The following is a 12,236-nucleotide window of genomic DNA, read 5'->3' on the forward strand; positions in this document are numbered from 1 at the left end:
TGTCCCCCTCGGGGCTGCTAGTCGCGGGCCGCGGTCAGGTGTTCCGCGTGTTCCTGGAGCGATCGGACGCTCACGTCGCCGCGGTTGAGGGCGTCGATGCCCTGGACCGCCGCCGCGAGCGCCTGGACGGTCGTCAGGCAGGGCACGGAGCGCGCCACGGCCGCCGTACGGATGTCGTAGCCGTCGAGGCGGCCGCCGGTGCCGTACGGGGTGTTGACGATGAGGTCGACCTCGCCGTCGTGGATGAGCTGGACGATGGTCTTCTCGCCGTTCGGGCCGGTGCCCTCGGACTGCTTGCGCACGACCGTGGCGTTGATGCCGTTGCGCTTGAGGACCTCGGCCGTGCCGGAGGTGGCCAGCAGCTCGAAGCCGTGGGCGACCAGCTCGCGGGCCGGGAAGATCATCGAGCGCTTGTCGCGGTTGGCGACCGAGATGAACGCGCGGCCCTTGGTGGGCAGCGGGCCGTAGGCGCCCGCCTGCGACTTGGCGTAGGCCGTGCCGAAGACGGAGTCGATGCCCATGACCTCGCCGGTGGAGCGCATCTCCGGGCCGAGGACCGTGTCGACGCCGCGGCCGTGGATGTCGCGGAAGCGCGACCACGGCATGACGGCCTCCTTGACGGAGATCGGCGCGTCGAACGGCAGCTCGCCGCCGTCGCCGTTCGCCGGGAGCAGGCCCTCGGCGCGCAGCTCGGCGATCGTGGCGCCCAGCGAGATGCGGGCGGCGGCCTTGGCCAGCGGCACCGCCGTCGCCTTCGAGGTGAAGGGGACCGTCCGGGAGGCGCGCGGGTTGGCCTCCAGGACGTAGAGGATGTCGCCCGCGAGCGCGAACTGGATGTTGATCAGGCCGCGGACGCCGACGCCCTTCGCGATGCCCTCCGTGGAGGCGCGCAGGCGCTTGATGTCGAAGCCGCCGAGGGTGATCGGGGGCAGGGCGCACGCCGAGTCGCCGGAGTGGATGCCGGCCTCCTCGATGTGCTCCATGACGCCGCCGAGGTACAGCTCCTCGCCGTCGTAGAGGGCGTCGACGTCGATCTCGATGGCGTCGTCGAGGAAGCGGTCGACCAGGACCGGCCGGGAGGGGCTGATCTCGGTCGACTCGGCGATGTACGCCTCCAGGCGCGTCTCGTCGTAGACGATCTCCATGCCGCGCCCGCCGAGGACGTACGAGGGGCGCACCAGGACCGGGTAGCCGATCTCGTCGGCGATGGCCTTGGCCTCGGCGAAGGTGGTGGCGGTGCCGTGCTTGGGGGCCGGAAGGCCGGCCTCCTTGAGGACCCGGCCGAAGGCGCCCCGGTCCTCGGCGGCGTGGATGGCCTCCGGGGAGGTGCCGACGATCGGCACGCCGTTGTCCTTCAGCGCCTGCGACAGGCCCAGCGGGGTCTGGCCGCCGAGCTGGACGACGACGCCCGCGACGGGTCCGGCCTGCTGCTCGGCGTGCACGATCTCCAGCACGTCCTCGAGCGTCAGCGGCTCGAAGTACAGGCGGTCGGAGGTGTCGTAGTCCGTGGAGACGGTCTCCGGGTTGCAGTTGACCATCACGGTCTCGTAGCCCGCGTCGCTCAGGGCGAAGGAGGCGTGGACGCAGGAGTAGTCGAACTCGATGCCCTGGCCGATGCGGTTCGGGCCGGAGCCCAGGATGATGACGGCCGGCTTCTCGCGGGGCGCGACCTCGGTCTCCTCGTCGTAGGAGGAGTAGAAGTACGGCGTCTTCGCGGCGAACTCGGCGGCGCACGTGTCGACCGTCTTGTAGACCGGGCGGATGCCGAGCGCGTGCCGGACCTCGCGGACGACGTCCTCGCGCAGGCCGCGGATCTCGCCGATCTGCTGGTCGGAGAAGCCGTGCCGCTTGGCCTCGGCGAGCAGGTCGGTGGTCAGCTCCGGAGCGGCCGCCAGCTCGTCGGCGATCTCCTTGATCAGGAAGAGCTGGTCGACGAACCAGGGGTCGATCTTCGTGTAGTCGAAGACCTCCTCGGGCGTGGCGCCCGCGCGGATCGCCTGCATGACGGTGTTGATCCGGCCGTCGGTGGGGCGGACCGACGCGCGCAGCAGCTCGTTCTTGTCGCCGGGCTCGCCGACGAAGGTGAACTGGCTGCCCTTCTTCTCCAGGGAGCGCAGGGCCTTCTGGAAGGCCTCGGTGAAGTTGCGGCCGATGGCCATGGCCTCGCCGACCGACTTCATGGTGGTGGTGAGGGTGGAGTCGGCGCTCGGGAACTTCTCGAAGGCGAACCGCGGGGCCTTCACGACCACGTAGTCGAGCGTCGGCTCGAAGGAGGCCGGGGTCTCCTGCGTGATGTCGTTCGGGATCTCGTCCAGCGTGTAGCCGACGGCGAGCTTGGCGGCGATCTTGGCGATCGGGAACCCGGTGGCCTTGGAGGCGAGCGCCGAGGAGCGCGACACGCGCGGGTTCATCTCGATGACGATCACGCGGCCGTCGGCCGGGTTGACCGCGAACTGGATGTTGCAGCCGCCCGTGTCGACGCCGACCTCGCGGATGATCGCGATGCCGACGTCGCGCAGCACCTGGTACTCGCGGTCGGTCAGCGTCATCGCGGGCGCGACGGTGATCGAGTCGCCGGTGTGGACGCCCATGGGGTCGAAGTTCTCGATGGAGCAGACGACCACGACGTTGTCGTTCTTGTCGCGCATCAGCTCCAGCTCGTACTCCTTCCAGCCGAGGATGGACTCCTCCAGGAGGACCTCGGTGGTCGGCGAGAGGGTGAGGCCGGTGCCGGCGATGCGGCGCAGCTCCTCCTCGTCGTGGGCGAAGCCGGAGCCGGCGCCGCCCATGGTGAAGGAGGGGCGGACGACGACCGGGTAGCCGCCGAGCTCCTCGACGCCCTTGAGGACGTCGTCCATGGAGTGGCAGATGTAGGACCGGGCGGACTCGCCGTGGCCGATCTTCTTGCGGACCTCCTCCACGACCGCCTTGAACTGGTCGCGGTCCTCGCCCTTGTGGATCGCCTCCACGTTGGCGCCGATCAGCTCGACGCCGTACTTGTCGAGGACGCCGTTCTCGTGCAGCGAGATGGCGGTGTTGAGGGCCGTCTGGCCGCCCAGGGTGGGCAGCAGCGCGTCGGGCCGCTCCTTGGCGATGATCTTCTCGACGAACTCGGGGGTGATCGGCTCGACGTAGGTGGCGTCGGCGATCTCCGGGTCGGTCATGATCGTCGCCGGGTTGGAGTTCACGAGGATGACCCGGAGGCCCTCGGACTTCAGCACGCGGCACGCCTGGGTGCCGGAGTAGTCGAACTCGGCGGCCTGGCCGATGACGATCGGGCCGGAGCCGATGACCAGGACGGACTGGATATCGGTGCGCTTAGGCACGCTGGCCCTCCATGAGCTTCACGAAGCGGTCGAACAGGTAGGCGGCGTCGTGCGGGCCGGCCGCCGCTTCGGGGTGGTACTGGACGCTGAAGGCGGGGCGGTCGAGGAGCTGCAGCCCCTCCACCACGTTGTCGTTCAGGCAGACGTGCGACACCTCGGCGCGGCCGAACGGGGTCTCGGAGACCTGGTCGAGCGGGGCGTCGACGGCGAAGCCGTGGTTGTGCGCGGTGACCTCGACCTTGCCGGTCGTACGGTCCTGGACCGGCTGGTTGATGCCCCGGTGGCCGTACTTCAGCTTGTAGGTGCCGAAGCCGAGGGCGCGGCCGAGGATCTGGTTGCCGAAGCAGATGCCGAACAGCGGGGTGCCGCGCTCCAGGACGCCCTGCATGACGGAGACGGCGTGGTCGGCGGTGGCCGGGTCGCCCGGGCCGTTGGAGAAGAACACGCCGTCCGGGTTCACCGCGTAGACGTCCTCCACGGTCGCGGTGGCCGGGAGCACGTGCACCTCGATGCCGCGCTCGGCCATGCGGTGCGGGGTCATGCCCTTGATGCCGAGGTCGACGGCGGCGACGGTGAACTTCTTCTCGCCGATCGCGGGCACGACGTACGGCTCGGTGGTGGAGACCTCGGCGGAGAGGTTCGCCCCCTTCATCTGCGGGGCTTCCTGCACGCGCGCGAGGAGCGCGCTGTCGTCCTTGACCGCGTCGCCGCTGAAGATGCCGACGCGCATGGCGCCGCGCTCGCGCAGGTGGCGGGTGAGGGCGCGGGTGTCGATGCCGGAGATCCCGACGACGCCCTGCGCGGCCAGCTCCTCGTCGAGCGAGCGCCGGGAGCGCCAGTTGGAGGGCACGCGCGCGGGGTCGCGCACGACGTAACCGGAGACCCAGATGCGCTTGGACTCGGGGTCCTCGTCGTTCACGCCGGTGTTGCCGACGTGCGGGGCGGTCATCACCACGACCTGGCGGTGGTACGAGGGGTCGGTGAGGGTCTCCTGGTAGCCGGTCATGCCGGTGGAGAACACCGCTTCGCCGAAGGTCTCCCCCACGGCCCCGTAGGCGCGGCCGCGGAAGACCCGGCCGTCCTCCAGGACGAGTACGGCGGGAGTTTTGGCTCCCCTGGTGGAGGTGGTCATCGTTCGGCGCCTTCCCTGGTGTTCGTTTCGATCATGGAGTTGATGGCTTCGACCCACTCGTTGTGCTCGGCCGCGTGGTCGGAGCGGAAGCCGGAGTCGATCAGCCGGTCGCCGTGTGCCCAGGTGACGACCAGCAGGCCGCCCTCGGTGAGCACCTTTCCGGCGATGCCCTTGTCGAGCCGGGCCTCGCGCAGCTGTGCCACCGGGATGAAGAAGTCGTCCGCCCCGGGGCGTACGACGTCCAGTCCGGTGTCCGTCAGCGTCAGGTCGGCGCGGCTGCGGGTGCCCAGGCCGTGGGCGACGATGCGGTCGAGCCACTGCCCGGCGGTGGTGGAGCCGTGGTAGCGGCCGCTCATGGTCAGGCGCGCCGGGCCCGTCCCGTCCGGGGTGGTGGGCAGCTCGGGCAGGTCGCCCTGGAGGGTGCCGCGCCACTTCCAGCCCTCGCGCATCAGCCAGTAGACGAGCGCGACGAAGAGGGCGAGGCCGACGACCCAGCCGATGCGGGCGGCCCAGTCGGTCACTTGCGCCGATTCCTTCTCGGCGGCCAGCAGCAGTACAGGTGTCACGTGAGCTTCCCGTCGACGAGCGTGGCCTTGCCCCGCAGCCACGTGTGCGTCACACGGCCCGGCAGCTCACGCCCCTCGTAGGGGGTGTTGCGGCTGCGCGAGGCGAAGCCCGCGGGTTCCACGAGCCCACGGTATGCCGTGTCGACCAGGGTGAGGTTGGCGGGCTCACCTGCCGAGACGGGACGGCCGTGGCCCGTGGCCTGTCCGATCTGCGCGGGCTTGAAGGACATCCGGTCGGCGACGCCGGCCCAGTCCAGCAGGCCCGTGTCGACCATGGTCTCCTGGACCACTGACAACGCCGTCTCCAGCCCCACCATGCCCATGGCGGCCGCGGCCCACTCGCAGTCCTTGTCCTCGTGCGGGTGCGGGGCGTGGTCGGTGGCGACGATGTCGATCGTGCCGTCGGCGAGCGCCTCGCGCAGGGCCAGCACGTCCCGCTCGGTGCGCAGCGGCGGGTTGACCTTGTAGACGGGGTTGTACGTGCGGACCAGCTCGTCGGTGAGGAGCAGGTGGTGCGGGGTGACCTCGGCGGTGACGGCGATGCCGCGGGACTTGGCCCAGCGGACGATCTCGACGGACCCGGCGGTCGACAGGTGGCAGATGTGCACGCGGGAGCCGACGTGGTCGGCGAGCAGGACATCCCGGGCGATGATCGATTCTTCGGCCACCGCCGGCCAGCCGCCGAGGCCCAGTTCGGCGGAGACGACGCCCTCGTTCATCTCGGCGCCCTCGGTCAGCCGCGGCTCCTGCGCGTGCTGCGCGACGACACCGCCGAAGGCCTTCACGTACTCCAGGGCCCGGCGCATGATCACGGCGTCGTGGACGCACTTGCCGTCGTCGGAGAAGACGGTGACGCCGGCGGCCGACTCGTGCATGGCGCCCAGCTCGGCGAGCTTCCTGCCCTCCAGGCCGACGGTGACGGCGCCGATGGGCTGGACGTCGCAGTAGCCGTGCTCCTGGCCGAGCCGCCAGACCTGCTCGACGACGCCGGCGGTGTCGGCGACCGGGAAGGTGTTGGCCATGGCGAACACGCTGGTGTAGCCACCGGAGGCGGCGGCGCGCGTGCCGGTGAGGACGGTCTCGGAGTCCTCGCGGCCCGGCTCGCGCAGATGCGTGTGCAGGTCGACCAGGCCCGGCAGCAGCACCTTGCCCTCGGCCTCGACGACCTCGGCGCCCTCGGCGCTCAGTCCGGCGCCCACCTCGGCGATCGTCCCGCCGTCGATCAGCACGTCCTGCGGTTCGCCGCCGAGCACCTTCGCACCACGGATCAGGGTCTTGCTCATCTGTCTTACTTCTCCTCGGTACGGGGGTGGGTGACGGCGGGCTCGTTTCCACCGAGCAGCAGGTACAGCACGGCCATCCGGATGGACACCCCGTTGGCGACCTGCTCGACGACGGTGCAGCGGTCGGAGTCGGCGACCTCGGCGGTGATCTCCATGCCGCGGACCATCGGCCCGGGATGCATCACGACGGCGTGCTCGGGCATCCGCGCCATGCGGTCGCCGTCGAGGCCGTAGCGGCGGGAATACTCGCGCTCGGTCGGGAAGAACGCGGCGTTCATCCGCTCACGCTGGACGCGCAGCATCATCACCGCGTCGGACTTGGGCAGCGTGCTGTCGAGGTCGTAGGAGACCTCGCAGGGCCAGGTCTCGATGCCGACCGGCAGCAGGGTCGGCGGGGCGACGAGGGTGACCTCGGCGCCGAGGGTGTGCAGCAGGTCGACGTTGGAGCGGGCGACCCGGCTGTGCAGGACGTCGCCGACGATCGTGATGCGCCGGCCCGCGAGGTCCTGGCCGATCCCGGCGTCGGGGCCGATCAGGCGGCGGCGCATGGTGAAGGCGTCCAGCAGGGCCTGGGTGGGGTGCTGGTGGGTGCCGTCGCCGGCGTTGACGACGACCGCGTCGATCCAGCCGGAGTTCGCCAGCCGGTACGGGGCGCCCGAGGCGCCGTGCCGGATGACCACGGCGTCGACGCCCATCGCCTCCAGGGTCTGGGCGGTGTCCTTCAGGGACTCGCCCTTGGAGACGCTGGAGCCCTTGGCGGAGAAGTTGATGACGTCCGCGGACAGCCGCTTCTCGGCGGCCTCGAAGGAGATCCGCGTGCGCGTGGAGTCCTCGAAGAAGAGGTTGACGATCGTGCGGCCGCGCAGGGTCGGCAGCTTCTTGATCGGCCGGTCGGCGACCCGGGCCATCTCCTCGGCGGTGTCGAGGATCAGGACGGCGTCGTCGCGGGTGAGGTCGGCGGCCGAGATGAGATGACGCTGCATCTGTCAGGCTCCGTAAGGCAGTTCAAACGGGAGATTCGGGGCAGACGGGCGCGCGAGCACGCGCACTGAGCCGGCGTACGACAGCGGCGTACGCCTGGAGCGCTACTGGGGGTCCGGCTTGGCACCGAGCAGCACGGTGTCGCGACCGTCCTCCTCGGCGAGCTGGACCTTGACCGTCTCCCGCAACGACGTGGGGAGGTTCTTGCCGACGTAGTCGGCGCGGATGGGCAGTTCGCGGTGACCGCGGTCGACGAGCACGGCGAGCTGCACCGCGCGCGGGCGGCCGATGTCGTTCAGGGCGTCGAGGGCGGCACGGATGGTGCGGCCGGAGAAGAGCACGTCGTCGACGAGGACGACCAGCTTGCCGTCGATGCCGTCACCGGGGATCTCGGTGCGGGCCAGCGCACGCGGCGGGTGCATGCGCAGGTCGTCGCGGTACATGGTGATGTCGAGCGAGCCGCACGGAACCTTGCGCTCGGTGATCTGCTCCAGCTTGTCGGCGATCCGCCGGGCGAGGAAGACGCCCCGGGTCGGGATGCCGAGGAGCACCACGTCGTCGGCGCCCTTGGCGCGTTCGACGATCTCGTGGGCGATGCGGGTCAGTACCCGCGCGATGTCGGGCCCTTCGAGAACGGGCCGGGCATCGGACTGCGAGTCGTGCGTGTCCATACGAAACGGACCTCCTTCTCCGCCTCACGGGACGGACCTTAAAGGACGTCGGGATTGCGCCATCCACGGTAGCAGGCCCCCGCGATCGCCCGGACGGCCCCCTCGGATCACCTATTCGGCCCAATGCGGTGCCACTACCACGGAAGAGTCGGTGCGGACCATTCGGCTTGACGCGGCAGAGTAACGCTGCGTAACCTCACAGTGAGTTACCAGCCGCGCGGGCTGGCACCCACGCCAGACGCGTCGACACAGTGCCGGGGAGCTATATGTCCAGCGAATACGCCAAACAGCTCGGGGCCAAGCTCCGGGCGATCCGCACCCAGCAGGGCCTTTCCCTCCACGGTGTCGAGGAGAAGTCCCAGGGACGCTGGAAGGCGGTCGTGGTCGGTTCGTACGAGCGCGGCGACCGTGCCGTGACCGTGCAGCGCCTTGCCGAGCTGGCGGATTTCTACGGCGTTCCGGTGCAGGAGCTGCTCCCGGGCACGACCCCGGGCGGCGCCGCCGAGCCGCCGCCGAAGCTGGTCCTGGACCTGGAGCGGCTGGCCACGGTGCCGGCCGAGAAGGCGGGCCCCCTCCAGCGCTACGCGGCCACGATCCAGTCGCAGCGCGGTGACTACAACGGCAAGGTGCTCTCGATCCGCCAGGACGACCTGCGCACACTCGCCGTCATCTACGACCAGTCGCCCTCGGTGCTCACCGAGCAGCTGATCAGCTGGGGTGTCCTCGACGCGGACGCGCGCCGCGCGGTGGCGACCCACGAGGAGGGCTGAGCGCTCCGCGGGACCATCCGCGGGGCCAGCAGAAACGTGCCGCCGGGGTGGCTGGAATCGTACGGTTCCGGCCACCCCGGCGGCGTTCTGGCGGCTTCGAAGGCTCTCGGCGTACGGGAATGCCGGAGGGCCCGCGGCGTCACCGCCGCGGGCCCTCCGGCATTCTGTCTGTCTTGCCTGCCTCAGACCTCGTCGCGGCGCAGCGAGGGCTTGAGCTCCTTCAGCCTGCCGAGCAGGCCGTTCACGAACGAGGGCGACTCGTCCGTGGAGAACTCCTTCGCCAGCTGCACCATCTCGTCGAGGACGACGGCGTCCGGGGTCTCGTCGGCCCAGATCAGCTCGTAGGCGCCGAGCCGCAGGATGTTGCGGTCGACGACCGGCATCCGGTCGAGCGTCCAGCCGACCGAGTACTGGGCGATCAGCTCGTCGATGCGCTTCGCGTGCTTCGCGTAGCCCTCGACCAGCTCCATCGTGTACTCGCTCACCGGCGGCTGCCGGGTGTCCGTCCGGGAGTGCCGGACCCAGTCCGCGAGGACCGTCTGGACGTCGGCGCCGCGCTGGTCGCCCTCGAAGAGGATCTGGAAGGCGCGCTTGCGGGCCGTGTTGCGGGCAGCCACGGTTAGCTGTTCACCCGGCCGAGGTAGTCGCTGGTGCGCGTGTCGACCTTGATCTTCTCACCGGTGGTGATGAAGAGCGGGACCTGGATCTGGTGACCCGTCTCCAGCGTGGCGGGCTTGGTGCCGCCGGTGGAGCGGTCGCCCTGGACGCCCGGCTCGGTCTCCTGGACGGTCAGCTCGACGGCGGCCGGAAGCTCCACGAAGAGCACCTCGCCCTCGTGCTGGGCGACGGTGGCCATGAAGCCCTCGATGAGGAAGTTGGCGGCGTCGCCGACGGCCTTGCGGTCGACCATGAGCTGGTCGTAGGTCTCCATGTCCATGAAGACGAAGTACTCGCCGTCCATGTAGGAGAACTGCATGTCGCGCTTGTCGACGGTGGCCGTTTCGACCTTGACGCCGGCGTTGAAGGTCTTGTCGACGACCTTGCCGGAGAGCACGTTCTTGAGCTTGGTGCGCACGAAGGCCGGGCCCTTGCCGGGCTTGACGTGCTGGAACTCGACGACGGACCAGAGCTGGCCGCCTTCGAGCTTGAGCACCATGCCGTTCTTGAGGTCGTTCGTGGAAGCCACGGTTGCGGAATCTCCTGGACTGACGTACGACCCCGGTGCACGCGCCTGCCTGGCTACAGGGCGAGCAGCTCCTTGGTCGTGATGGTGAGTAGCTCGGGTCCGCCGTCCGCCTCGGGGCGGACGACGAGCGTGTCATCGATCCGGACGCCGCCCCGGCCCGGGAGGTGGACCCCCGGTTCGACGGTGACCGGCACGCAAGCGTCCAGTTTACCCATGGCCGCCGGGCTCAACTGAGGGTCCTCGTCGATTTCGAGCCCGACTCCGTGTCCGGTGAGGACCGTGAGGCCCTCGGTGTACCCCGCGGAGTCCAGGACCTGGCGGGCGGCCCGGTCGACATCCCGGCAGGCGGCGCCGGGTACCAGGCTCTCACGTCCGGCCCGCTGGGCGGCGAAGACCAGGTCGTACAGCTCGATCTGCCAGTCCGCGGGAGCGGTGCCGATGACGAACGTGCGGCCGATCTCGCAGCGGTAGCCGCGGTACGTCGCGCCGAGGCACACGGAGAGGAAGTCGCCCTCCTCGACGCGGCGGTCGGTGGGGCGGTGGCCCGGGCGGCCGGCGTTGGGCCCCGTGCCCACGGAGGTCGGGAAGGCCGGGCCGTCGGCTCCGTGATCGACCAGGCGTCTCTCCAGCTCCAGGGCGAGGTGGCGCTCGGTGCGGCCGACGAGGATGGATTCCAGCAGTTCGCCGAGGGCCTGGTCGGCGATCTCGGCGCCGATGCGGAGGCAGGAGATCTCCTCCTCGTCCTTGACGACCCGGAGCTGCTCGACGGCGCTGCCGAGGTTGGCCAGGCGCAGCCGGGGGGCGACCGAGCCGAGCGCTCTGTGCCGGGCGACGGTGAGGTGGTGCTCCTCGACGGCCAGGGAGTCGGCGCCCTGGCGTGCGGCGAGGCCGGCCGCCGCGACGGCGGGGTCACCGCCGGCGGCTCCGGGCAGGGTCTGTACGCGCAGGGCCTCGTCGGGACGCTCCTGGGTGGGGCGGTCCGCGGACGAGCCGGGGCACACCAGGAGGTCCTCGGTCTTGCCCAGCAGCAGAACGGCGCCGTGCGGGGCGGCGCCCGCGAGATAGCGCACGTTGGCGGGGCGGGAGACCAGCGCCGCCGCGCTGCCGCCCGCGTTGCAGTATTCCCTCAGACGCGTCCGGCGGGCCGCGTACACCTCTGACATGACCCGAGCGTATGAGCTCCGCGGGTTTGGCGCCGGTTGAGGGCGTCTAAGTGGGCGGTGCCCGATATGCCCGGGGAGGTGGTAGTGCCGTTCGGGGTCGCGTGCCGTCCGCGCGTGCGTGGGGCTTGTCGCGCAGTTCCCCGCGCCCCTACGGGGCGCTCACCACTGGGGTGGGCTGGCGATGGAGCGGGCCAGGACGTCATCGAGTACGCGCGCCGTCTCGGGGACGTCCAGCTGGGAGTTGTCGATGATCGGCAGGCCGGAGCCGTACCAGCCGGCCATGCGGCCGTGGATACGGGCGACCTCCTCGTCCGACAGCCGCCGGTTCCCCGAGCGCTCCGCGTTGCGTTCGAGGACGATGTCCAGCCCGGGCAGGAGGACCACCGGCAGCAGGCCGGGCCCGACGTGGCGTTTCCAGCCGCCGAGGCCGACGACCGGCCGGTCGGGGAAGACCGCGTCGTCGAGGATGCACGAGATGCCGTTGGCCAGGAAGTTCCGCGCGGCGAAGCCGCAGGTGCGGCGGGCCAGGCGGTACTGCGCCTCCGAGTTGTCGTTCCACCCGGACTGCGGGTCGGCGAAGCCGGAGCGGACCCACTCGCGTACGTCGTCGAGGCTGATGTGCGCCGTGGGCACGCGGCGGTGATCCGCCCAGTACTTGGCGACGCTGGTCTTGCCCGCGCCGGCGGGGCCGATGAGCAGCACGGCGAGCGTCGTACCGGCGGGGTCGGGAGCCGCCGCGGCGGGGGGCGCGCTCGGCATGGCGACCGGGCCGCCCGGCGGCAGGGGCACGTGGCCGGTGGTGTCCGGCGGCGGTGGAACGGAGGCCTGCGGAGGCGGCGGGACCGGCCCCGGCGCCGGTGCGGCCGGACCCGGCGGCGGCGCGGCGGGACCCGGCGGCGCGGGGTACCCCGGCGCCGGGGGCGGTGGAGGCACGGGCACGGAGCCCTGGTGCGCGCCCGGGTGGTGTGGACCCGGGTGGTGTGCGGCCGGCGACCAGCCGGCGGCCGGTCCGTGCCCCGGCTGATGGGGCGGCGGCAGCGGAGAACCCACTGCGTGCTGCATCCGGTGCCACTCCGTCTCGTACAGGCGATGGGCGCTGACAGCGGGGGCGGAACCCGCTGCTACCGAACGGTACCGCCCCCGGTCGTCGATGTGTGA

The 12,236-nt window shown here is 71.0% G+C and carries 11 protein-coding genes; 1 reads left to right on the plus strand and 10 read right to left on the minus strand.

Annotated features, from left to right (window positions below; translation table 11 throughout):
• Positions 1-17 precede the first annotated feature (17 nt).
• From carB to pyrR, 6 genes are all read right to left on the minus strand, one after another.
• Positions 18-3,326 carry a carbamoyl-phosphate synthase large subunit gene (carB, locus tag C1703_RS06060; protein ID WP_114250916.1) on the minus strand — a complete coding sequence of 1,103 codons (3,309 nt, stop codon included), beginning with the start codon at positions 3,324-3,326 and terminating at the stop codon, positions 18-20.
• Positions 3,319-4,458: a glutamine-hydrolyzing carbamoyl-phosphate synthase small subunit gene (gene carA, locus C1703_RS06065; RefSeq protein ID WP_114250917.1), complete on the minus strand. Its 1,140-nt coding sequence runs from the start codon at positions 4,456-4,458 to the stop codon at positions 3,319-3,321. Before carA ends, carB begins: the two co-directional genes overlap by 8 nt.
• On the minus strand, positions 4,455-5,024 hold the full coding sequence (locus tag C1703_RS06070) for a hypothetical protein (RefSeq protein WP_114250918.1): 570 nt from the start codon (positions 5,022-5,024) through the stop codon (positions 4,455-4,457). The genes carA and C1703_RS06070 overlap by 4 nt, the downstream gene beginning before the upstream one ends.
• Entirely contained in the window at positions 5,021-6,307 is a 1,287-nt protein-coding gene (locus C1703_RS06075; RefSeq protein WP_114250919.1) for a dihydroorotase, read from the minus strand. The genes C1703_RS06070 and C1703_RS06075 overlap by 4 nt, the downstream gene beginning before the upstream one ends.
• A gap of 5 nt (positions 6,308-6,312) precedes the next feature.
• On the minus strand, positions 6,313-7,290 hold the full coding sequence (locus C1703_RS06080) for an aspartate carbamoyltransferase catalytic subunit (protein ID WP_114250920.1): 978 nt from the start codon (positions 7,288-7,290) through the stop codon (positions 6,313-6,315).
• A gap of 102 nt (positions 7,291-7,392) precedes the next feature.
• On the minus strand, positions 7,393-7,959 hold the full coding sequence (gene pyrR, locus C1703_RS06085) for a bifunctional pyr operon transcriptional regulator/uracil phosphoribosyltransferase PyrR (RefSeq protein ID WP_114250921.1): 567 nt from the start codon (positions 7,957-7,959) through the stop codon (positions 7,393-7,395).
• 266 nt (positions 7,960-8,225) lie between these two features.
• Here pyrR and bldD point away from each other — a divergent pair, with 266 nt between their 5' ends.
• On the plus strand, positions 8,226-8,729 hold the full coding sequence (gene bldD / locus C1703_RS06090) for a transcriptional regulator BldD (RefSeq protein WP_010046440.1): 504 nt from the start codon (positions 8,226-8,228) through the stop codon (positions 8,727-8,729).
• A gap of 182 nt (positions 8,730-8,911) precedes the next feature.
• Here the strand turns inward: bldD and nusB are convergent, their stop codons facing one another.
• The 4 genes from nusB to C1703_RS06110 all read right to left on the minus strand — a co-directional run bounded on the left by nusB (position 8,912) and on the right by C1703_RS06110 (position 12,140).
• Positions 8,912-9,346, minus strand: a complete 435-nt coding sequence (nusB, locus tag C1703_RS06095; protein ID WP_114250922.1) for a transcription antitermination factor NusB — start codon at positions 9,344-9,346, stop codon at positions 8,912-8,914.
• A 2-nt stretch (positions 9,347-9,348) separates the two neighbouring features.
• Positions 9,349-9,915, minus strand: coding sequence for an elongation factor P (efp, locus tag C1703_RS06100; RefSeq protein ID WP_031116621.1), 567 nt, complete (start codon positions 9,913-9,915; stop codon positions 9,349-9,351).
• A gap of 53 nt (positions 9,916-9,968) precedes the next feature.
• A complete protein-coding gene (locus C1703_RS06105) occupies positions 9,969-11,078 on the minus strand; it encodes an aminopeptidase P family protein (RefSeq protein WP_114250923.1) in 1,110 nt (369 codons plus the stop codon).
• A gap of 159 nt (positions 11,079-11,237) precedes the next feature.
• A complete protein-coding gene (locus tag C1703_RS06110) occupies positions 11,238-12,140 on the minus strand; it encodes a Pro-rich N-terminal domain-containing protein (protein ID WP_114250924.1) in 903 nt (300 codons plus the stop codon).
• Between the last annotated feature and the right edge of the window lie 96 nt (positions 12,141-12,236).

The organism is Streptomyces sp. Go-475, assembly GCF_003330845.1.
GTDB lineage: Bacteria > Actinomycetota > Actinomycetes > Streptomycetales > Streptomycetaceae > Streptomyces.

Bases quoted from the DNA above. Each gene is read 5' to 3' on its own strand.
- carA (WP_114250917.1), bottom strand. From the start codon at position 4,458: ATGACCACCTCCACCAGGGGAGCCAAAACTCCCGCCGTACTCGTCCTG.
- C1703_RS06075 (WP_114250919.1), bottom strand. From the start codon at position 6,307: ATGAGCAAGACCCTGATCCGTGGTGCGAAGGTGCTCGGCGGCGAACCG.
- C1703_RS06080 (WP_114250920.1), bottom strand. From the start codon at position 7,290: ATGCAGCGTCATCTCATCTCGGCCGCCGACCTCACCCGCGACGACGCC.
- pyrR (WP_114250921.1), bottom strand. From the start codon at position 7,959: ATGGACACGCACGACTCGCAGTCCGATGCCCGGCCCGTTCTCGAAGGG.
- bldD (WP_010046440.1), top strand. From the start codon at position 8,226: ATGTCCAGCGAATACGCCAAACAGCTCGGGGCCAAGCTCCGGGCGATC.
- C1703_RS06105 (WP_114250923.1), bottom strand. From the start codon at position 11,078: ATGTCAGAGGTGTACGCGGCCCGCCGGACGCGTCTGAGGGAATACTGC.
- C1703_RS06110 (WP_114250924.1), bottom strand. From the start codon at position 12,140: ATGCAGCACGCAGTGGGTTCTCCGCTGCCGCCGCCCCATCAGCCGGGG.